This is a genomic window from Microbacterium sp. 2RAF4, from assembly GCF_052115285.1.
GTDB lineage: Bacteria > Actinomycetota > Actinomycetes > Actinomycetales > Microbacteriaceae > Microbacterium > Microbacterium oxydans.
The window spans coordinates 52082-72482 of sequence record NZ_JBFRGI010000005.1; the positions used below are offsets into that span (position 1 = coordinate 52082).

The following is a 20401-nucleotide window of genomic DNA, read 5'->3' on the forward strand; positions in this document are numbered from 1 at the left end:
TTCCTCCGGGTGTTCGAATCGCCCGAATGGTTCCGTTTCCGGGTGGGAGGGAACCATCCGAGCGATTCGAGAGGTGTCAGCCGAGCAGGTCTTCGACCTGGTCGATGACCAGGTTGGCACCGATCACGCCGATGCCCACCATCCAGGTGTCGTCCTCCACCTCGAAGGCCTTGTCGCCGGCGGGGCCGGGCTGGGCGCCCCACAGTCCGGTGATCCGCTCCTGCGTGGTCGCGGTGGGGTCTCCGCCGGGGCTCATGTAGAACACCACGTCGCCGTCGATCTGCTCGTAGAGCTCGGGGCTGAGCTCCATCATCGAGTACTCGTTCCAGTCGCGGTCGGCGCCCAGATCGAAGCCCATGTCGGTGAGCAGCGAGCCCGAGAAGGTGCCGGGCCCGTACAGGCGGAAGTTGTCGGCGCGGAAGCGCGCGATCGATGCGGTGGTGCCGTCGGCATCGACCGCCGAGCCGACCTCGGACGCGCGGTCCTCGACGCCCTTGATGAGCTCGTCCATCTTGTCGCTCTGGTCCACGGCGGCGGCGGTCAGCACGGCCTGCTCGGTCCAGTTGGTGCCGGTGTCCTCCGAGAAGACGGTGGGCGCGATGGCCGACAGCTCCTCGTAGAGCGCCTCGTGCCGCACCTTCGAGCCGATGATCAGGTCGGGGGCGAGGTTCGCGATCGCGTCGACGTCGGGTTCGGCGATGAAGCCGATCGATTCGGTGCCGTCGAGGTCGTCGGCGAGGTAGGCGGGGAAGCCGCGTCCGGCCCCGATCTCCGGTGCGCCGACCGGAGTGATGCCCAGGGCGACCAGCGCGTCCATCTGCGGGGAGTCGAGCACGACGATCCGCTCGGGGACCGACTCGAACTCCGTCTCGCCCATCGCGTGCTCCACGGTATAGCTCGTGTCCGTTGCGGGAGCGGATTCCTCCGCTGCGGGGGTGCTCGAGCATCCGGTGGCGATCAGGGTGATCGCGGCCAGAGAGGCGACAGCGGTGGCGAGCGGACGGAAGCGCGTTCGATGAGGTCTGTTCACGTCTCACAACCCTAGTGATGTTTGGTTAGGCTATCCAAATATGAGTTCGGAACCCGTCGTCGTCGCGCGCCGTCGCGCCCCGCTCGCGGCATCTCGCTTCCCTGCGTGGTTCGGCGTCGCCCTGGTCGTGGCCCTGCTGGCGATCTCGCTGGCATTGAGTCTCGCCGTCGGCGCGCGGTTCGTGCCTCTGGACGAGGTGGTGCTCTCACTGTTCGGCACGGGTGACCAGAACGTCCTGAACATCGTCGGCGAGCTGCGCGTGACCCGCACCGTCAACGCCGTCATCTGCGGCGTCGCGCTCGGTGCTGCCGGTGTCCTGATGCAGGCGCTCACCCGCAACCCGATCGCGGACCCGGGGATGCTGGGCGTCAGCGCCGGCGCCTCGTTCGGCGTCGTCGCCGGCATGAGCGTGCTGGGCGCCCTCGGCGTCGGAGGCACGATCTGGCTCGCGCTCGCCGGAGCGGCTCTCGCATCCGCGGTGATCTTCTGGTTCTCGGGCACCCGGTTCGCCTCCGGTTCCCCCGTGCGACTGATCCTCGCGGGCGTCGCGTTCTCGGCCATCCTGGCCGGACTCTCACAGGCGATCGTGTTGACGGATGAGACGGTGCTCGACGCCTTCCGGTTCTGGCGAGTCGGCTCCCTCACCGCCCGACCGGTGGAAGAGGCGCTGCCGCTGGTCGCCTTCATCGTCGTCGGGGTGCTCCTCGCTCTGCTGCTCGGGCCCGCGCTGAACCTGATGGCACTCGGTGACGACAGCGCGATCGCGCTCGGGGTGAAGCCCGGTGTCGTGCGCGCGCTCGTGCTCGTCGCCGTCACGCTGCTGTGCGGCACGGCGACCGCGATCGCCGGTCCCATCGCGTTCGTCGGTCTCGTCATCCCGCATCTGCTCCGTAGCCTCGTCGGGCCCGACCTCCGCATCGTGCTGCCGCTGTCGCTGCTCGCGGCCCCTGCGATGCTGCTTCTGGCCGACACCCTCGGCCGCGTGATCGGCGGAGGTGGCGAGGTGCAGGTCGGCATCGTCACGGCTCTGATCGGCGGCCCGCTGCTCATCGCCTTCGTGGTCGGCAAGCGGACGGCGGGGATCTCATGAGCCTGCGCATCGTCGCACTGACGTCCGACGACCGTGTGCTCCGCGGAGAGCGCTGGTCATTCCGGTTCAGCCATCGCACGGCCCTCGTGTGCGGCATCCTCGCCGGCGTCCTGCTGGTGCTGCTGATCGCGGCGCTCATGATCGGGGAATATGTCGTCACCCCGGCTGCATTGATCGAGACGCTGCTCGGCCGCCCGCCGGAGCGACTGGACGGGTTCTTCGTGCTCGGGCGCCGTCTGCCGCGAAGCCTCGTCGCGATCGTCGTCGGTGCGAGTCTGGCCGTGGCCGGGGCCGTGTTCCAGAGCCTGACCCGCAACCCGCTCGCCAGCCCCGACGTGATCGGCATCAGCAGCGGCGCCTCGGTCGGCGCGGTGGTCGTGATGCTCGTGCTGGGCGGATCCCTGGCACAGGCGGCCCTCGGAGCGGTCATCGGTGCCCTCGTGATCGCGGGCGTGATCATGCTGTTCACCGCGCGTTCCGGGCTCCACGGCGTGCAGTTGATCCTCACAGGTGTCGCACTGTCGGCCACCGCCATGGCCGTGGTCGACTACGTGCTCACCCAGGTGTTCGTCGCGAGCGCGACTACGGCGCAGACCTGGTTGATCGGCTCGCTGCAGGGTCGGGGATGGGGCGATCTGCTGCCTGCGCTGATCGCGTTGCTCCTGATCATCCCGCTCCTCGTCCGGGCGGCACCGGCTGCGCGGATGATGGCACTCGGCGACAGTGTCTCGACCGCGCTGGGCGTGCGGACCGTGCGGGCGCGCTGGATCCTGCTCGTCGCCGCGACCCTGCTCGTGGCGGTCGCCGTCGCCACGGCGGGGCCGATCTCGTTCGTCGCGCTGATCGCCCCGCACATCGCCCGACGCCTGACCGGTGCGACGAGCTTCCTCGCCTCGGGTCTCGTGGGGGCGCTGTTGCTGCTCACGAGCGACCTGCTCGCGCAGAACATCTTCCCGGCGCCGATCCCGGTCGGCGTCGTCACCATCACCGTCGGCGGCGCATTCTTCCTGTGGCTGCTCTGGAGAGAGGGGGCTCGGCGTGGCTGAGCACACCGTCGACCGCATCCGTCCTCCACAGCGTCCTCGCCGTTCCGGAGCTCGCGTCTTCGCCGCCCGCGTCACGGCCGTGCGCGATCTCACCCCGCACATGCGGCGGCTGACCATCTCCGCGGAGGAGCTCGCCGACTACGCGCCCGCGGGGCCTGACGAATACCTCGGTCTGCTGCTGCCTCGCGACGAGAGCGTTCCGCTCGTGCTGCCCGCGAACGATGGGACGGAGAACATCCGTGCAGCTGTCGCGGCCATCCCCGACGAGGAGCGGCCAGATCTGCGCTGGTACACGCTGCGCGACCACCGCCCCGAGGCTCGTGAGATCGACGTCGACTTCGTCGTGCACGGCGATGAGGGGCCCGGAACCCGATTCGCCGGACGAGCGCGTGTCGGCTCGTCCCTCGGCATCCGCGAGTGCACGGCCTTGTATGCGCCCCTGCCCGAGACCCGCGCGCGGGTGATCATCGGCGACGAGTCGTCACTGCCCGCGATCGCCCGCATCCTCGAGGCGACGGAGGCTCCGGAGACGCACGTCTTCATCGAGATCGCGGATGCCGCGGAGAAACAGGAACTCGCGGGCGCCGTCACCTGGGTCGAGCGCCGGGGTGAGCTGCCCGGTGCGCGACTGCAGCAGGCTGTGCGGGCCGCTGAGCTCCCCGAGGTGATCGACTATGCGTGGGTGTGCGGAGAGCGACTCGCCGTGCAGGAGCTACGCCGTCACCTGGTGGACCGTGGCGTATCGAAGGACCGGATCACATTCTCGGGATACTGGCGGCTGGGCGAAGCGCGGGGCTGAGGCCGGCGGCTCCGGCCGGTCTGTCAGTCGTCTTCGGGGTCGTCGTCCTCGGGCTCCCGGTTCTCGGTCGCGGTCGCTTCCGGCACGGGAGGGGCGACGGGGAACAGGACCGAACTCAGATCGCCGCTGGTCTCCGCGCCGAGTCCGATCGACAGCGGATCGACGACGGGGGCCGTATCGAGGACTTCCGATTCGGAGCGCTCGAGCGGTTCCGAGGGCAGCACCCACTGGTTCTCTTCTTCTTCAGGCTTCTGCTGGAACAGTCCCATGGGGTCCATTGTGACCCCGCGCGGCCGACACGGGGTCGGATTCACACGCGATTGATCGGATGCCGCTGCAGCAGGCCGGGCGGTCAGGTGGAGGCCGTGCGGCGGAAGGTGAAGTACCCCGAGACGCCACCGTGATTGACGACGCCTGTTCCCGTGCTCATCAGCCGATCCGAGGTGGTGGCGCCGGAGTCGACGAAGGCGTATCCCGTGTGCTCGAGCCGCCACCCCACCCTCTCGACCTCGCCGAGGAAGTAGCCGACGCTCTCGTTCTGGAGGTAGTCGTTCTCCGCGGAACCCCAGGACGACGGGGCCCCGGTGAGACGGCTGACCTCGACGTGCAGATGGAGCAGGGGGTCGCCCCTGGTGTACGCATCTCGTGCTGCTCCGAGCAGCCGTTCTGCTTCTTCCGTCGTCAGCATGATCCCCCTTCATGAGACCGCCGGTCGACGGCTCATCTGAGAGCGTACGTCGGATGAGCGTGTCAGGTGGAGGCCGCGCGCACAGCGTCGACGAGTGTGCGCCAGGGGCCGTCGAGCGCGGAGTCCGGCAGCTCGCGTTCGCGTCTCTCGGACGGTGTGCGCGCTCGGATGCTCCACATGAACCGGTCGGCACCGACGCTGCCGTCCGGTTCCTGGTCCCACGGGCAGCTGTCGATCAGGTCGATCCACTCCACGGCGGCGTCGGGTTCCGCTTCGACCCGCCACTGACGGCGGATGCCGGCGATGCCGCCGGTGCGCACCACCGCGATGACGACCTGCGCGTCAGTCGGTGGAGGGGACTCGCTCATCCTCATAGACTCCCACGGTCGTCCACGCCCGTCGAGCGGCTGCGGCCGTGGCGGTATCGACGGTCGTGGCCGCGGCGACGGTGGCGTCGGCGAACTGCGTGAAGGTCGCGGTGCTCGACAGGCCTCCGGTGAGGGCGCGATACCAGACGGTTCCCGCGCGCTCCCAGGCGTTGCCGCCGAGGTCGGTCGCGAACAGGGCGAACGCGCGATTGGGGATGCCGGAATTGATGTGCACCCCGCCGTTGTCTTCCGTGGTGCGGACGAAGCCGCTCATGTGGTCGGGCTGCGGATCGCGGCCGAGTTCGTCGTCGTCGTAGGCGGTGCCGGGCGCGATCATCGAGCGCAGCGCCGCGCCTTCGACCGCATCGGTGAAGATCTCGGCGCCGATGAGCCAGGTCGCCTGGTCGGCCGTCTGGCCGAGGGCGTACTGCTCGGTCAGGGCGCCGAACACGTCGGCGATCGACTCGTTCAGGGCGCCGGGCTGCCCCTGGTACTCGAGGTTGGCGGTGTGCTGCACCACGCCGTGGGCGAGCTCGTGGCCGATGACGGTGAGCGAGCCGGTGAAGTGCTGGAACACCTCGCCGTCTCCGTCGCCGAAGACCATGCGCTCGCCGTCCCAGAACGCGTTGTCATAGTCGACGCCGTAGTGCACGGTCGCGTCGAGCGGCGCGCCCGCGTCGTCGAGGGAGTTGCGGCCGAACGCCGCCAGGAGCATCTCGAAGGTGGCGCCGAGCCCGTCGTAGGCCTCATTCACCGCGGTGTCTTCGACCGGGGCATCGTCTTCGCCCCGCACGACAGCGCCCGGCAGCTGCTGGGTGTTGCCGGCATCGCTGATGGTGCGGTTGGGGGCGTCGGACAGCTGCGCAACGAGGTCGCCGTTCTCGTCGATCGACAGGTCGATGCGGGCACGGAACGGCGGGCGCCCGGCGGTCAGTGTCTGCCGCGCGGCAGCGGCGGCCTTCGGGAAGCGACCCGACTCGGCCAGACGCGCGAGCAGATAGGAGGGGACCACTCCATGACGTTCTCCGGATGCTGTGCTGCTCATGGTGCGACCCTACGCCGGGGGGCCGACGTTCGGGGGCCTCCGCGGGCGGAGCGTCCTCTGAATCACCGTCACGCGACCGCCGCCTCCGCGGACGCCTCACCGTGCTTCATATCGGACCAGGGGTGCAGATTTCCGGAGCACTGAGGAGATGTCCCCCGAATGGCCGACAGACGCCTCCCTGAGGAGCGGCTACCTTGCGAAGTGTCGCTCGTCGTGTGTCGGGCGGAGGAATGTAGGGGGCTCATGCGCATCAAGACACCGGCCGCCAAGGTCGGGTACCTGCTCGTCTTCGTCATCGGGATCACCCTCACTGCGTTTCCGCTCGCAGCCATCAGCTACGAACTCGGATTCGCGTGGGCGACCGTGGCTCTCGTGGCAGCCGTCGTCGTCGCAGCGCGCACCTTTCGTGGTGCCGGCGAATCGGATGCCCCGCGTCCATGGTGGAAGATGACCAGCACGCGAGGCAGCGCGCTTCTTCTCAGCGCCTTCTTCTTGATCCAGGGAGTCGCCGCGTCGTTCGGTGCCTTCGGTGTACCCGATCCGACGTTGGTCCTGATCGGTGGCGTGGTGGCGCTGGTGATAGGCGCGTTCTACCTGCACTCGGCCCTCCGGGTTCAGCAGCCCGTGGAAGGCGCCGTTCCCGCGGAGAACTGAGCCCCGCACGCCGCGGGAGCTCTGGTCACGTCGTCTCAGTCGCGCTCGATGCTCAGCACGGTCGTGCGCAGGCCGTCGGATTCGAACTGCACCGGCATGCCCGGGTGGTCGACCGAGAACCAGAAGACGCCGTCGACGGTGTCGTACCTGCGGCAGGTGAGTGCGCCGAGGGGAGTCGTCAGGCTCACCGTCGACACGCTCGTCGTCTCGGGATCGAACGCGGAGTGACCCTGGAGTTCGAGCCACGTCACCCGGTTCGAGACCACCGCCTTCGGGTCGTCGACCGACCAGCGGTCGAGCGTCGCGCCCTCGTCGTCCACGTCGTGATAGCGGTTGACGTGTTCGGCGAGTGGGCCGTCCGGCCCTTCCAGGAGCAGATGGATCGTGGTTCCGGCGCCGATGGCATCACGGATCTCGGCCGCGGTGAAGGGCGTCGGGAGGAGTCCAAGGTCGAGCAGGTGCGGATCGGGATCGGTCATGGAGCCAGTCTGCGTCATACCCTGCTGGTTCGTCACGGGATGGTCTCGATGCTCCCTTCCCTGCCGCCATTCCTTGACAGGATTGCGTTTTGTATACAGAATACCAATACGCCCGAAGGGGTGATCCCGACCTGATCTTCCAATGACGAAAGAGGTAGCGAGATGGCACGTGCGAACGTGACGCGGTTTCTGGCACTGGGGGCCGCCGGTGCTCTGGCGCTCGGACTCGCCGCGTGCAGCGGTGGGGGTGGAGGAGGCGGTGGAGGCGTCGACGCCGACGGCAACGCCACCGTCGTCTGGTCGACCTGGGGCACGGCCGACGAGCTCACGCGCTACGAGGAGTTCAACAAGGACTTCATGGAGCGCCACCCCGACATCAAGGTCAAGCTGCAGCCCGTGGCCGACTACGGCGACTACCACTCCAAGCTGCTCGCCCAGCTCACCAGCAACACCGCCCCCGACGTGTTCTACGTGGGCGACGACAAGATCGGCCAGTTCGTCGACTCGAACCGGCTCATGCCGCTCAGCGACCTGATGGACTCGAAGGACAGCAAGACGAAGAAGGACGACTTCTTCCCCGGGCTCTTCGGCGCTGCCGAGAACGACGGCGAGGTGTACGCCGCCCCGAACGACTCGAACCCCGACGTGTTCTGGTACGACAAGCAGGCGCTCGCCGCCGCCGGCATCACCGAGGACCCGGCGACCCTGGCCGAGAACGGCGAGTGGACGACGGACAAGTTCCTCGAGATGAACAAGAAGCTCCACGACGCGGGCCTGACGGGCACGATGTATTGGAACTACTGGGCGACCCACTGGAGCTGGCTGTCGTCGCAGGGCCTCGACGCCCCGTACGACGACTCTGGCGCGTTCGTGGCGAACAAGGATGCCGACACCGTCGAGTCCGTGCAGCAGCTCGGCGACCTGTTCGAAGACGGCACCTTCGTCGTCGCAGACACCCTGCCGGACGGTGCCGGGGCCGACAGCGTGTTCGTGACGCACAAGGCCGGCTTCTTCGTGCAGGGTCGCTACACGATCGGCACGGTGAACGCGACGGGCGAGCAGGACAGCTACGACATCGTGCAGTGGCCGACTCCCGACGGCGAAGCCGCTCCGACCGGTGTCGCGACCAGCTTCCTCGCCATCAACGGCAAGACCAAGGTGAAGGACGCCGCATTCACGTTCTGGACCGAGTTCCTCTCGGCCGAGGGGCAGACCTTCCGTCTGCAGGGCGGCGGCAATGCCGTCCCGTCGATCAAGGGTGCAGACGACGTGGTGCTCGAGGGTGACTACCCCGCGCATGCGCAGACCTTCCTCGACATGCGCGACATCGGATTCGAGGACTACCCCGCCGAGGCGCGCGTGCCGGGTCTGCCGACCGCGATCGCGGACGAATTCCTGAAGCTCTACCAGGGCAAGACCGACGCGCAGGCCACCCTCGACACGATCGCCGACGTGGTCAAGGACCGGTCGGAGAAGTAGGCGTGAGCACTGTCACCGAGAACGGGCGGATGCCGCAGGTCACCCCTGCGGCATCCGCCCCGCCCCTGCGCAAGGAGGCACTCTGGCGCCGCCGTGATCGGCGGTGGGGGTACGTCTTCGTCGGCCCGCAGCTGCTCGGCATGGGCCTGTTCGTCGTGCTGCCGTTCGCGGCCAGCCTGGTGCTGGCTTTCGCCGACTGGGACGGTCTGTCCGACCTCACGTGGGTGGGATTCGCGAACTTCGCCGACCAGTTGACGGATCCGCTGCTGTGGCGGGCGATCATCAACACGCTCATCATCGCGATCGTCACGGTCCCCATCGGCCTGGGCCTCTCGGTGATCGTGGCGGTCGCGCTCGAGAAGCTCAAGACGCGCACGCTCTACCTGATCCTGTTCTTCGCGCCCGTCGTGACGTCGACGGTGGCCGTGGCGATGATCTGGCAGCAGATGTTCCGCTCCGACGGCCTGCTGTCCACGACGATCTCGAAGGTCTTCGGGGTCACCCCTCCGGATTGGCTGCAGGATCCGAAGCTCGCCCTCCTCGCCGTCTGCATCGTCACGATCTGGTCGTCGATGGGCCTGAACGTGGTGATCTTCCTCGCCGGCCTGCAGAACATCTCGCCCTCGGTGATCGAGGCGGCACGGATCGACGGCGCCGGCCCGTGGCGGCTGTTCACCAGCATCCGCCTGCCGCTGCTCTCGCCGATCGTGTTCTTCTCTTCTGTGGTTGCCTTCATTTCCTCCCTGCAGACGTTCGACACCGTCTACGTGCTCGTGCAGGACGCGGGCCCCGACAACGCCACCCGCACGATCGTCTACCACATCTTCGATCTGGGCTTCGGGCGGTTTGAGTTCGGTCCGTCCAGTGCCGCGAGCATCATCCTGCTCGTGCTGACCCTCGTCATCACCGCTGTGCAGTTCGGCGCGCAGAAGAAGTTCGTCCACTACGAGGATGACCCCGCATGAGCATCCAGACGCCTCCCCTCACCGGTCCCGCTCCGGCGACCGACTCCACCATCGCGATCACCGCGCCCGGCTACCGTTCGCGTGGCCGTGGTGGACCTGCCGCCGATCGCGCCCGCCGCTGGCTCGGTTCGACCGTCCTGCACGTCGTGCTCGTCATCGCCGGGATCGGCATGGTGTTCCCGTTCATCTGGATGCTGCTGACCTCGTTCAAGACGCTGCCGCAGCTGCTGAAGAACCCCCTGCAGTTCCTGCCCGACCCGTGGACCTTCGACAACTACACCGAGGCGTGGAACGCGGTGCCGTTCGGTCAGGCGTACCTGAACAGCGCCTACATCGCGATCCTGGTGGTGGTGGGCACCCTGCTCACGGCCTCGATGGCCGGCTATGCGTTCGCGCGCATCCGGTTCCGCGGCAGCAAGGTGCTCTTCATCGTCTTCCTGGCGACGCAGATGATCCCGAAGCAGGTGACGCTGATCCCGTTCTACCTGCTGATGTCGAACCTCGGTTGGGTCGACTCGCATCTCGCGCTGATCGTGCCGGGGATCATGGCGAACCCGTTCGCGGTGTTCCTGATGCGTCAGTTCGTGCTGGCGCTGCCGCGTGAGCTCGAAGAGGCGGCCATCGTCGACGGCGCCGGCCGCTGGCGCATCTTCTGGAGCGTCGTGCTTCCGAACCTCAAGCCCGGTCTCGCAGCCCTCAGCATCATCGTGGCGCTCGACGTCTGGAACGCCTTCCTGTTCCCCCTGGTGCTGCTGAACTCGCCCGACCTGTTCACGGTTCCGCTGCTGCTGAACGCGTTCGAGAGCCAGCAGGGATCGGTCAACTACGGCCTCGTGATGGCGGCCTCCGCGATCGCCACCGTGCCGATGCTGATCGTGTTCGTGATCGGTCAGCGCAAGATCCTCAACAGCATGGCGGCATCGGGACTCGGAGGACGATGATGACGGATGCTGCAGCGCTCGCCGGGCGTCACCTCGACCTCGTCACCACCCCGTTCACGCTGCCACGCTCGCGGGTGCTCGTGTTCCGTGCGGAGGACGGGGAAGGCGTGCGGGTGCACACCTCGGAGTACGAGAGGCGGCTGTCGGAATGCCGTGTACTGGATGCGCTGGCTGTGGTGGATGCGGCGGGAGCTGTGCATCCGGTGGTCGACGTGCATCCGGCGCGGGTGACCTTCGGGGATGCTGCGGCGACGCTGACGTTCGCCGATCCGTCGACGCTGAGCCTCGGGGGAGAACCCGGGTTGCGGGTGCGGCTGCGGCGACCGGACGGGAGTGTGGACGAGCATCCGCTCGGTGACGGTCTTCGACTCCGCATCGATGCCGATCGTGCCGTGGTCGTCGAACCCGGCGACCATGCTGCGGCGCTCGCAACGACGGAGGAGGTCTGGGGCGACTGGTTCGCGAAGTGTCCGACAGTGCGCGACGACCTGCAGGAGATGGCCGCGTTCTGCTGGTGGGTGCTCGGAGCGAACATCATCGAGCTGCCCTCGCTCGGCGACGCCAGAGCGATCGTCCCGTCGAAGATCGGCTATGTCGGCCTGTGGCAGTGGGATGCGTACTTCATCGCCGTCGGGTTGCGACACGGCGACCCGGAGCTCGCGCGCGAACAACTCGACATCGCCTTCCGGTTCGCCCAGTCCGACGGGCAGCTGCCCGACGTGGTGCACGAGCTCGGGGTGCTGGCCACCAGCGATGATCTGCCCGAGAGCGACCGCGCCAACCTGCGTCGCGCCGGCTCGCAGATCGCCGACCCGAGCGCGCCCGTGCCCCTGACGAAACCACCGCTCGCCGCGTGGGCGCTGCGCAAGGTGCTCGAGGTCGAGGATGCTCCCGACTATGCGCGCACGCAACTGGCCCGCGTCGTCCGCTCGCAGGACTGGTGGTTCGCCGCGAGCGACCTCGACCGCGACGAGATGCCGGAGTATGGCCACCCGTACTCCTCAGGCCTCGACGACAGCCCGATCTTCGACGGACCGCTGCCCACCGCGGCTCCCGACCTCGGGGCGTATCTCGTGCGCCAGGATCGGGAACTCGCGTCGCTGCTGGAGAAGTACGAGCCGGATACCGACGTGACGCGGTTCCGCGAGAGGGCGGCGGCCACGCAAGAGCTGCTGCTGCGCATGTGGGATGCCGAGCGGGAGCGTTTCCTCGCGTTCGGCGGAGGGGAGCCGCAGCTCAGCGACACCGTCGTCGGGTTGATGCCGCTGCTCACGGGCACGCTGCCGACTCCTATCGCCGAGAAACTGCGTGCGGCCGTCGACGATCCTTCTCGGTTCGCCCTCGCTTGGGGGCTGCCCACCGTCTCGGTCTCCGACCCCGACTTCTCGGACGAGCGCATGTGGCGTGGGCCGGTGTGGGTCAACACGAGCATGCTCGTCGCGGAAGGGCTCGAGGCTTCGGGATACGCCGAGCGGGCGCGTGACCTGCGCGAGCAGGCCGTGGCGCTGGTGATCCACGGCGGTGGTCCGCACGAGTACTTCAACCCGCACACGGGGCAGAAGGCACGCACGGCGACGACCGCGTTCGGCTGGTCGGCTGCGCTCTTCATCGACCTGGCGGTGACGCTGTCGCGGTGAGCGCCTTCGATGTGGGGGCCAGGCATGATCCTGGTTAGCTGATGTGATGCATGAGCCGCTCACGATCACGCTCGAAGACCCGCGCTCACCGGAAGGGCGAGGCGTCCTGGAGGCCTTCTTCGCGGAAGTCATCGGGCGCTACTGGGATCGGCCGGCCACCGCGGCGGAGGTCGAGCAGGAGATGGAGAGCGACCCGAGCGACGACCTCCGGGGCGATACCGGGTTCCTGCTCGTCGTTCGAGACGGCGCCCAGGCGGTCGGCTGCGGAGGCGTTCGATTCGTCGGACCGGGAGCGGGCGAGATCACGCGGGTGTACATCGCCCCCGCCGCGCGCGGGCGTGGGGTCGGCCGCTCCCTGATCCACGAACTCGAATCGATGAGTGCCGAGCGCGGTCTGCACACTCTCCGGCTGACCGTGCGTCGCGACCTCGCCGAGGCGCATCGGCTCTACCAGCGACTCGGGTATGAACCGGTCGCGCCCTTCTCCGACTCGCCCTACGCCCACCACCAGTTGGCGAAGAAGCTGGATGCGCCGTCCCCGTCAGAAGATCGATGACCGGCTCCGTCATCGGGAGCGGGATGCCCCGCGGTGCTACCCGGAGGAGTGGAGGGACTGCAGCAGCCCGACGCGCATCGACGTGCCGTCGGGGGACTGCAGCACGGTGAAGAGCGTGCGGGTGCAGGTGCGGCACCGCACGATGGCGGCGTGGCGATCGAGCTCGACCACGGTCTCGGCGAGGGCCGCGAGCGCGCCGCAACCGCCGCAGGTGCCGACCAGCGCGGTGACGTCCGCGCCGAAGAGGTCCCAGAGCATGCCGGCGATCGCGTTTCCGTCGACGGTCTGTGCGGGGGCGGCAGCATCCATCACTTTCCTCCGAATCGTTCGGTGCGCACGCGTTCCGGCGCATGCCCGAGGCCGACCAGCAGGTCGGCCACATGCTCGACGAACCCGGTGGGCCCGCACACGAAGACCAGGGGAGCGCGCTCGGGTGGCCAGGTGGCATCCCGGAGCACCTCTTCGGTGACACGTCCGACGGTCCCCGCCCATCCGTCAGGAGCGGAACGGGTGAACGCCCATCGCACATCCGCTGCCGCCCCTGCGGGTGCCGCCTCGAGCTCACTGCGATAGAGGGCTTCGTGCGGAGCCCGCACCGAGTAGAGCAACCTGACCGCGTCGGTCGCCCCTGCGGCCTGAGCCGCCCGCACCATCGACATCAGCGGCACGATGCCGGATCCACCGGCGATGAGCTGCACGGGACCGGGTGTTTCGGGCTGCCAGACGAAGTATCTCCCCAGTGGGCCCTTCACCTCGAGCTCGTCGCCGACGCGGACGTCGCGCACCAGGTACGGGGAGACCTCCCCGTCGGGGATCTCGTCGACCGCGAGTTCGATCGTCTCGCTGTCCCCGAAGGAGGCGAGCGAATAGGAGCGGACCGCCTGGTAGCCGTCTTCGGCGGTGAGACGGACATCGACGTGCTGTCCCGGGTCGCTCCCCGGCCAGCCCGGCACGCTGAGTCGGATCGTGCGAGCAGAATCCGTCTCGGCGTGCGCGCCCGTCACCCGCGCCTCACGCCAGCCGCCGACCGTCACCAATAGCGTTCCTCCGTCCACGGATCGCCGTGCATGTTGTAGCCGTTCTGCTCCCAGAAGCCCGGAGCGTCCTCCTCCATCAGGGTGAGTGCCCTGAGCCACTTCGCGCTCTTCCAGAAGTAGAGGTGCGGCACGATCAGCCGAGCGGGGCCGCCGTGCTCCGGGGCGAGCGGTTCGCCCTCGAACTCGAACGCGATCCACGACTGCCCGCCGAGCAGATCGTCGAGGGGGATGTTCGTGGTGTACCCGCCGTAGGAATGCGCCATCGCGAAGGAGGCGGCGGTGTCGATCCCGTCGAAGAGCGTGTCGAGGGAGACCCCGCGCCAGGAGGTGGCGAGCTTCGACCATCGCGTCACGCAGTGGATATCGGTGCGTACGTCTTCGATGGGCAGCTCGTGCAGTTGATCCCACGTCCAGGAGACGACCTCGCCGACCTCGTTGCGGATGCCGAAGCTCCACTCCGACATGTGGATGTTCGGCGTCGGTCCCGCGGAGAGCACGGGGAAGTCCTCGGTGAGATACTGCCCCGGCGGGAGCTCGGGGGTGCTCTCGCGGCGTCGAGCGCCGAAGCCTCGGGAAATCACGGCCATGATCTTGCTCCTGTCGGTGGATGCGACCCTGCGCGTCAGGCGTACTGGTTCAGACGGTACTCCGCGGAGGGTGCCCGGGGCGAGGGAGGGTCGCGTCGAGCCGGGAACAGGAGAGCGTGTGGTGGAGAAGGACTACGCCGTGAAGTAGGAGCTCGTGGCGTTGTCGAGGATGCGCTGCATGCCGTGCATCCAGTTGAGCTTGAGCGCTTCGACGGCGCCGGGGATGTCGCCGTCGGCGAGGTGCCGGGCGATCTCGGCGTGCTCGGCGGCGACGCGTTCGACCTTGACGTCTTCGGGCACGAGGAGCGACTCGTAGCGGTGGAACGAGCTGCGCACGTTGTCGATCACGGCGAGCAGACGGGCGTTCGGGCAGGCGGACAGCATCATGCTGTGCCACTCGTCGTCCTTGGTGATGACGAGCTGATGTTCGACGAGCTCGTCGGCGAAGGCATCGGCCATCTCCTTGAGCTGCGCGCCGATGCGACGCAGCTCGTCGGGCGGACTCAGCTCGAGGGCGAGGCTCTCCAGGGCCGCCATCACGGGGGCGAGGTCGCGGAACTCCGAGGCGCTGAGCGGGACGAAGCGGAAGCCCTTGCCGTTCTCGCTCTCGATCTGTCCTTCGGATTCGAGGGCGATGAGCGCCTCGCGAAGCGGGGTGCGGCTCACGCCGAGCTCGGTGGCGAGCTGCACCTCGTTGATGCCCTCGCCGGGCTGCACGAGTCCGGCGCGCATGCGGGTCAGCAGCTCCTGCCGAACCTGCGAGCGCAGGTTCTTGCGTTCGATCGCCATGCGTCCCCTCTTCTGCCGCCTGCCCGTCAGCCTATGGGTTGACGGGCCTCTGACGACGTCTTAGTGTGTGTATACAGAATACAGCTGATCCCGGATTTGCACCAGTGCCCGGCGGGATCAGCCGGTGATGACTCAGAGAGGAGACTTCGTGCCCGCACCCGGTGGCGACCAGCCCACCCGACGCGTCCGCCTCGACGCCCTCGCCTACGGCGGCGACTACAACCCCGATCAGTGGTCGGAAGAGACCTGGCACGAAGACATCCGGCTGATGCGTGAAGCCGGCGTGAACATGGTGAGCCTGCCGATCTTCAGCTGGCCCCAGCTGGAGCCGGAGCCCGGCATCTTCGACTGGGCCTGGCTCGATCGCATCATCGACCTGCTGTGGGAAGCCGGCATCGCGATCGACCTCGCCACCGCCACCGCGACCCCGCCGTCGTGGCTGCTGCGCGCGCACCCCGAGATGGCGCCGTGGGACGCGGATGGCCACCGGCTCGAGTTCGGCTCCCGCCAGACGTACTGCCCCTCATCTCCGATCTGGCGCGAGAACGTCGTCCGCATGGCCAAGGCCATGGCCAAGCGCTACGGCGAGCATCCGGGACTCGCGATGTGGCACATCTCGAACGAATACGGCGACCACACCTCGCGCTGCTGGTGCCCCGAGTCGGCCCGCCACTTCCGTCGCTGGCTGCGGGACCGCTACGGCGATCTCGACGGTCTGAACGAGGCCTGGGGCGTGAACGTGTGGGGTCAGCGCTACACCTCATGGGAGCACATCGAGACGCCGAAGAAGGCTCCCGGCCCGGTCAACCCCACCAAGCTGCTCGACTTCGAGCGCTTCTCGTCGGATGCGCTGCTGGAGCTGTTCCAGCTGGAGATCGACGTGCTGCGCGAGGTCACCCCCGACATCGCGGTGACAACGAACTTCATGAGCATGTTCCGCGATCTGAACTACTGGGACTTCGCCGCCGTGGAAGACGTCGTGACCGATGACGCCTACCCCGAACCGGCCGACCCGACCTCGCACGTCGGCGCCGCCCTCAACTACGGACTGATGCGCTCGCTCAAGGACGGACAGCCGTGGCTGCTGCTGGAGTCGTCGGCGAGCGCTACGAGCTGGCGTGACGTGAACGTGCCCAAGGCCCCGGGAAAGATCCGCGTCGAGAGCCTGCAGGCCGTCGCCCACGGCTCCGATGCCGTGATGTTCTTCCAGTGGCGACAGGCGAAGTACGGCCAGGAGAAGTTCCACTCCTCGATGCTCGGCCATCGCGGCGAGCGATCGCGCAGCTTCCGGGAGACCAAGGCGCTGGGCAACGAGCTCAAGAAGCTCGAGCCGGTGCGAGGGACCCGCGTGCGCTCGCGCGTCGCCCTCGTCGTGGACTGGGACTCCTGGTGGGGCACCGGCGCCGCAGAATCGCTGCCCTCCCAGCGGCTGCAGTGGGCACAGCAGGCGCGTGCCTGGCACCGGGCGCTGTACACGCTCGGCCAGCCGGTGGATGCGGTGCGGGCGACAGGACCGTTCGACCGATACGACGTGGTCGTGGTGCCGAACCTCTACATCGTGGAGCAGCCGCAGGCCGACGCGCTGCGATCCTTCGTCGAGCGCGGAGGTCACCTCGTGGTCGGGCCGTTCTCGGGAGTGGTGGATGCCACCGAGAAGGTGCATGACGGTGGAGCGCCCGGGCTGCTGCGCGACCTGCTCGGCATCGAGGTCGACGAGCAGTGGCCGATCGCCGACGGTCTGACGGAGCGCATCGACGTCGCCGGCGAGATCCTGAGCGTGCCGGCGTGGAGCGAGTGGATCGAGGTCGACGACGATGTCGACGTGCGCGGGACCTACGCGAGCGGTGAGCTCGACGGACGGCCTGCCGTGACCTGTCGCACGGCGGGGGACGGCACGGCCTGGTACGTCAGTGCGATGTTCGAACCGGACGGTCTGCTCACGGTGTTCCGCGACGTGCTGCGCACCGCTGGCCTCCCCGCTCGCGAGCGGACGGACGTCGATGTCGAGGTCGTCACCCGGTCCGACGACGCCACCGACTACACGTTCTACCTGAATCACGGGCGCTCGCCCGTCGCGTTCGAGATCCCGTCGCCGGGCGTGGACCTGCTCACCGGCGTGCGTTATGCGGGCCGTCTGGAGCTCGAACGCTTCGGCGTCGCGGTGCTCGCCGCTCCCCGTGCCGACACCCTCTCTCTTGCCACCCTGACCCCGCCTTCGGGCGCTGATGACGTGAAGGAGGACGCATGACCACCCCGTTCGTGCATCCGTACATCCCCAACACCGCCCCCGAGTCGAGGGCGGCGATGCTCGCGGCCGTCGGCGCCGCGTCGGTCGACGAGTTCTACGCCGATGTGCCGGAGTCGCTGCGACTCGGCCGGGCGCTCGATCTGCCGGCACCGTTCGTGGCCGAGCAAGACCTCGCCCGTCACGTGCGCGGGCTGCTCGCCAAGAACCGCTCGACCGAGGAGCGGCTGAGCTTCCTCGGCGCTGGCACCTACAACCACTACGTGCCCGCCGTGGTGGATGAGGTCATCGGCCGCAGCGAGTTCCTGACCGCCTACGCCGGCGAACCCTACGAGGACCACGGCCGCTTCCAGGCCCTGTTCCAGTACCAGTCGCTGATGGCGGAGCTGTTGGAGATGGACGTCGTGAACGTCCCGGTCTACGACGGCTACCAGGCCACGGCGACGGGCCTCACGATGTCGGGGCGTCTCACCGGTCGCGGGCGCGTGCTGGTGGTCAGCGACGTGCTGCCGGCGAAGCTCGCGAAGGTGCACGACTACGTGCGGGCGCACCTGACCCTCGAGCAGGTGCCATCGGTGAACGGAACGGCCGACGTGGAGGGGATCAGGGCCGCTCTCGGCGACGATGTCGCCGCCGTGTGGGTCGAGACTCCCAGTGCCACCGGAGCCGTCGAAGCGGCGCTGCAGGAGATCGCGGATGCCGCGCACGCCGCCGGCGCCGTGCTCGTGGTCGGCACCGATCCCATCGGCTACGGGGTGCTCACCCCGCCTTCGGCCTCCGGTGCCGACATCGTGACCGGAGACATCCAGTCCCTCGGCCTGCATCAGTGGTTCGGTGGAGCCCACGGCGGCTTCATCGCCGTGCACGACGACCCCGCGTTCGTGATGGAGATGCCTTCGCGGCTGTTCGGCCTCGCCACCACCGACGTGCCCGGCGAGTACGGCTTCGGCGACGTGGCCTACGACCGCACCTCGTTCGCACACCGCGAGGAGGGGAAGGAATGGGTCGGCACGGCCGCGGCCCTCTGGGGCATCGCCGCCGGTGTCTACCTCGCGCTGATGGGCCCCGCCGGCATGGCCGAGCTCGGCGAGGTGCTGCTCGCCCGCACCCGGTATGCGCAGCAAGCACTCGCTGCCGTTCCCGGTGTCTCTCTCGACGACGGCGCCGTGCACCTGCGTGAGTTCACGGTGACCCTCCCGGTGCCCGCGGCGGAGGTCGTCACGGCGCTCCGCGCCCGAGGCATCGAACCCGGCGTGGTCGTGGGCGAGCACCGCCTGCTCGTCTGCGTCACCGAACTGGTCTCCCAATCCGACATCGATACCCTGGCGGGCGCGCTCGCCGCGGTCGTCGCCCCCGAACTCGCAGAGGAGCAGAAGTGAGCCTCCCCGTCGCGCCCAAGCCGGCGCTCCGCCGATTCCAGCAGGCCCGCTGGGACGAACCGATCATCTTCGAGCTGACCACGCCCGGTGAACGCGGCGTGCTGGTGTCGCAGGTCGAGCCGGGCGTGCGCGAGGCGGTGGGCGATGTGGTCGCCGCCCTGCCGGCCTCACTGCGTCGCCCGACCCGTCCCGCGCTGCCCGAGATGGGGCAGATGCGGGTGCTCAAGCACTACCTGCGGCTGTCGCAGGAGAACCTCGGTGCCGACTTCAACGTCGACATCGGCCAGGGCACCTGCACCATGAAGTACGCCCCGAAGATCAACGACCAGCTCGCGAACACCCCGCAGCTCACCGCGATGCACCCGCACCAGGATCCGGCAGATGCGCAGGGTGTGCTCGAGATCGTCTGGCAGCTGGAGCGGATCCTCGCCGAGATCTCCGGCATGGACGAGGTGTCGCTGCACACCCAGGGAGGCTCGGCGGCGATCTGGTCGAACATCGCCATGATCCGGGCCTTCCATGAGGCGAACGGCGAAGGCGAGCAGCGTCGCGAGGTCATCACCACGATCTTCAGCCACCCCTCGAACGCGGCCGCCGCGAAGGCTGCAGGCTACGAGGTCATCACGGTCTACCCCGATGCCGAGGGCTATCCGTCGCTCGACGCGTTGAAGGCCGCCCTGTCGCCCCGCACCGCGGCGATCATGGTCACGAACCCGGAGGACACCGGCATCTACAATCCGGCGATCCGGGAGTGGGTCGACGCCGCGCACGCGGTCGGAGCCCTCGCCTCGTACGACCAGGCCAACGCCAACGGCATCCTCGGCGTCACGCGCGCCCGCGACGCCGGCTTCGACGTGTGCCACTTCAACCTGCACAAGACCTTCGGCACCCCGCACGGCAGCGGCGGACCGGGATCCGGTGCGAACGCCGTGAGCGCGGCACTGGCTCCGTTCCTGCCGGGACCGCGCGTGGTGCGCGACGACGACGGGACCTTCGGGGTGGCCGAGGCGGGGGAGCTCTCGATCGGCGCGGTCGGTCCGTTCTTCGGGGTCATCCCCGCGCTCGTGAAGGCCTACTCGTGGATCATGGCACTGGGGGCTCCGGGGCTGCTGGCCGCCGCGGAGACCGCCGTGCTGAACAACAACTATCTGATGGATCGCGTGCTCGCGATCCCCGGGGCCTCGGCACCGTATGCCACCGGTCGCCGCCGCATCGAGCAGGTGCGCTACTCGTGGGAGGAGCTGTATCAGGAGACCGGCATCTCGTCGGAGGAGATCGGCGTGCGCATGTCCGACTTCGGGATGCACTACTGGACGAGTCACCACCCCTACGTGGTGCCGCAGCCGTTCACGCTCGAGCCGACCGAGTCGTACTCGATGGCCGAGCTCGACGAGTATGCGGCGACCCTCGCGGAAGTGGCGCGCGAAGCCAGGGACACCCCGGAGGTGGTGCGCACCGCCCCGCACAACCAGACCGTGCACCACACGCACCATGACGATCTGGACGACCCAGAGCGGTGGGTGATCACCTGGCGTGCATACCAGCGGAAGTACGCGGTGGAGCTGGCCGCACGGGCGGACTGACCGC

At 68.5% G+C, this 20401-nt stretch carries 22 protein-coding genes; 12 read left to right on the forward strand and 10 right to left on the reverse strand.

Going from position 1 to position 20401, the window contains the following annotated elements; translation table 11 throughout:
• Window positions 1-76: 76 nt before the first annotated feature.
• A complete protein-coding gene (locus AB4070_RS17200; protein WP_441981169.1) occupies window positions 77-1030 on the reverse strand; it encodes an ABC transporter substrate-binding protein in 954 nt (317 codons plus the stop codon).
• Between the two features lie 40 nt (window positions 1031-1070).
• Between AB4070_RS17200 and AB4070_RS17205 the strand changes: the two genes are divergently transcribed.
• From AB4070_RS17205 to AB4070_RS17215, 3 genes are read left to right on the forward strand one after another with little or no spacing between them, the layout of a single operon-like run.
• The gene (locus tag AB4070_RS17205; RefSeq protein ID WP_441981170.1) at window positions 1071-2120 is read left to right on the forward strand and encodes a FecCD family ABC transporter permease; all 1050 of its coding nucleotides are present in this window, start codon (window positions 1071-1073) and stop codon (window positions 2118-2120) included.
• Window positions 2117-3166, forward strand: coding sequence for a FecCD family ABC transporter permease (locus tag AB4070_RS17210; protein ID WP_441981171.1), 1050 nt, complete (start codon window positions 2117-2119; stop codon window positions 3164-3166). The genes AB4070_RS17205 and AB4070_RS17210 overlap by 4 nt, the downstream gene beginning before the upstream one ends.
• Window positions 3159-3965 (forward strand): siderophore-interacting protein, encoded by an 807-nt coding sequence (locus tag AB4070_RS17215; protein WP_441981172.1) that lies wholly within the window; start codon window positions 3159-3161, stop codon window positions 3963-3965. Before AB4070_RS17210 ends, AB4070_RS17215 begins: the two co-directional genes overlap by 8 nt.
• Window positions 3966-3988: 23 nt before the next feature.
• Here AB4070_RS17215 and AB4070_RS17220 read toward each other — a convergent pair whose 3' ends face one another.
• From AB4070_RS17220 to AB4070_RS17235, 4 genes are all read right to left on the reverse strand, one after another.
• The gene (locus AB4070_RS17220) at window positions 3989-4234 is read right to left on the reverse strand and encodes a hypothetical protein (RefSeq protein ID WP_441981173.1); all 246 of its coding nucleotides are present in this window, start codon (window positions 4232-4234) and stop codon (window positions 3989-3991) included.
• Window positions 4235-4317: 83 nt separating this feature from the next.
• On the reverse strand, window positions 4318-4653 hold the full coding sequence (locus AB4070_RS17225) for a hypothetical protein (RefSeq protein WP_441981174.1): 336 nt from the start codon (window positions 4651-4653) through the stop codon (window positions 4318-4320).
• A gap of 62 nt (window positions 4654-4715) precedes the next feature.
• Window positions 4716-5021 (reverse strand): protealysin inhibitor emfourin, encoded by a 306-nt coding sequence (locus AB4070_RS17230; protein WP_441981175.1) that lies wholly within the window; start codon window positions 5019-5021, stop codon window positions 4716-4718.
• Complete coding sequence (locus tag AB4070_RS17235) at window positions 4996-6066, reverse strand: M4 family metallopeptidase (RefSeq protein WP_441981176.1); 1071 nt, start codon at window positions 6064-6066, stop codon at window positions 4996-4998. Before AB4070_RS17235 ends, AB4070_RS17230 begins: the two co-directional genes overlap by 26 nt.
• Before the next feature lie 243 nt (window positions 6067-6309).
• Here AB4070_RS17235 and AB4070_RS17240 point away from each other — a divergent pair, with 243 nt between their 5' ends.
• Window positions 6310-6720, forward strand: coding sequence for a hypothetical protein (locus AB4070_RS17240; protein ID WP_441981177.1), 411 nt, complete (start codon window positions 6310-6312; stop codon window positions 6718-6720).
• Window positions 6721-6755: 35 nt separating this feature from the next.
• Here the strand turns inward: AB4070_RS17240 and AB4070_RS17245 are convergent, their stop codons facing one another.
• Complete coding sequence (locus AB4070_RS17245) at window positions 6756-7199, reverse strand: hypothetical protein (RefSeq protein WP_441981178.1); 444 nt, start codon at window positions 7197-7199, stop codon at window positions 6756-6758.
• 162 nt (window positions 7200-7361) lie between these two features.
• On the opposite strand from AB4070_RS17245, the gene AB4070_RS17250 reads away from it, so the two are divergent.
• The 5 genes from AB4070_RS17250 to AB4070_RS17270 are packed head-to-tail and all read left to right on the forward strand — an operon-like array spanning window position 7362 to window position 12777.
• Entirely contained in the window at window positions 7362-8678 is a 1317-nt protein-coding gene (locus AB4070_RS17250) for an ABC transporter substrate-binding protein (protein WP_282847464.1), read from the forward strand.
• A gap of 2 nt (window positions 8679-8680) precedes the next feature.
• Window positions 8681-9643, forward strand: a complete 963-nt coding sequence (locus AB4070_RS17255) for a carbohydrate ABC transporter permease (protein WP_441981179.1) — start codon at window positions 8681-8683, stop codon at window positions 9641-9643.
• A complete protein-coding gene (locus tag AB4070_RS17260) occupies window positions 9640-10584 on the forward strand; it encodes a carbohydrate ABC transporter permease (RefSeq protein ID WP_441981180.1) in 945 nt (314 codons plus the stop codon). Before AB4070_RS17255 ends, AB4070_RS17260 begins: the two co-directional genes overlap by 4 nt.
• Window positions 10584-12221: an amylo-alpha-1,6-glucosidase gene (locus AB4070_RS17265; RefSeq protein ID WP_441981181.1), complete on the forward strand. Its 1638-nt coding sequence runs from the start codon at window positions 10584-10586 to the stop codon at window positions 12219-12221. The genes AB4070_RS17260 and AB4070_RS17265 overlap by 1 nt, the downstream gene beginning before the upstream one ends.
• Window positions 12222-12267: 46 nt before the next feature.
• Window positions 12268-12777: a GNAT family N-acetyltransferase gene (locus tag AB4070_RS17270; RefSeq protein ID WP_441981182.1), complete on the forward strand. Its 510-nt coding sequence runs from the start codon at window positions 12268-12270 to the stop codon at window positions 12775-12777.
• A gap of 36 nt (window positions 12778-12813) precedes the next feature.
• Here AB4070_RS17270 and AB4070_RS17275 read toward each other — a convergent pair whose 3' ends face one another.
• The 4 genes from AB4070_RS17275 to AB4070_RS17290 all read right to left on the reverse strand — a co-directional run bounded on the left by AB4070_RS17275 (window position 12814) and on the right by AB4070_RS17290 (window position 15190).
• Complete coding sequence (locus AB4070_RS17275; protein WP_441981183.1) at window positions 12814-13086, reverse strand: DUF6510 family protein; 273 nt, start codon at window positions 13084-13086, stop codon at window positions 12814-12816.
• Window positions 13086-13811, reverse strand: coding sequence for a ferredoxin reductase (locus tag AB4070_RS17280; protein ID WP_441981184.1), 726 nt, complete (start codon window positions 13809-13811; stop codon window positions 13086-13088). Before AB4070_RS17280 ends, AB4070_RS17275 begins: the two co-directional genes overlap by 1 nt.
• Window positions 13808-14401, reverse strand: a complete 594-nt coding sequence (locus tag AB4070_RS17285) for a sulfite oxidase-like oxidoreductase (RefSeq protein WP_441981185.1) — start codon at window positions 14399-14401, stop codon at window positions 13808-13810. The genes AB4070_RS17280 and AB4070_RS17285 overlap by 4 nt, the downstream gene beginning before the upstream one ends.
• 132 nt (window positions 14402-14533) lie before the next feature.
• Window positions 14534-15190, reverse strand: coding sequence for a GntR family transcriptional regulator (locus tag AB4070_RS17290; RefSeq protein ID WP_061015407.1), 657 nt, complete (start codon window positions 15188-15190; stop codon window positions 14534-14536).
• A gap of 148 nt (window positions 15191-15338) precedes the next feature.
• On the opposite strand from AB4070_RS17290, the gene AB4070_RS17295 reads away from it, so the two are divergent.
• Genes AB4070_RS17295 through gcvPB form a run of 3 tightly spaced genes read left to right on the forward strand, consistent with a single transcriptional unit; the run spans window position 15339 to window position 20397 of the window.
• Window positions 15339-17438, forward strand: a complete 2100-nt coding sequence (locus AB4070_RS17295; protein WP_441981186.1) for a beta-galactosidase — start codon at window positions 15339-15341, stop codon at window positions 17436-17438.
• Window positions 17435-18814 (forward strand): aminomethyl-transferring glycine dehydrogenase subunit GcvPA, encoded by a 1380-nt coding sequence (gene gcvPA, locus AB4070_RS17300; RefSeq protein ID WP_441981187.1) that lies wholly within the window; start codon window positions 17435-17437, stop codon window positions 18812-18814. The genes AB4070_RS17295 and gcvPA overlap by 4 nt, the downstream gene beginning before the upstream one ends.
• The gene (gcvPB, locus tag AB4070_RS17305; protein ID WP_441981188.1) at window positions 18811-20397 is read left to right on the forward strand and encodes an aminomethyl-transferring glycine dehydrogenase subunit GcvPB; all 1587 of its coding nucleotides are present in this window, start codon (window positions 18811-18813) and stop codon (window positions 20395-20397) included. Before gcvPA ends, gcvPB begins: the two co-directional genes overlap by 4 nt.
• Window positions 20398-20401 lie beyond the last annotated feature (4 nt).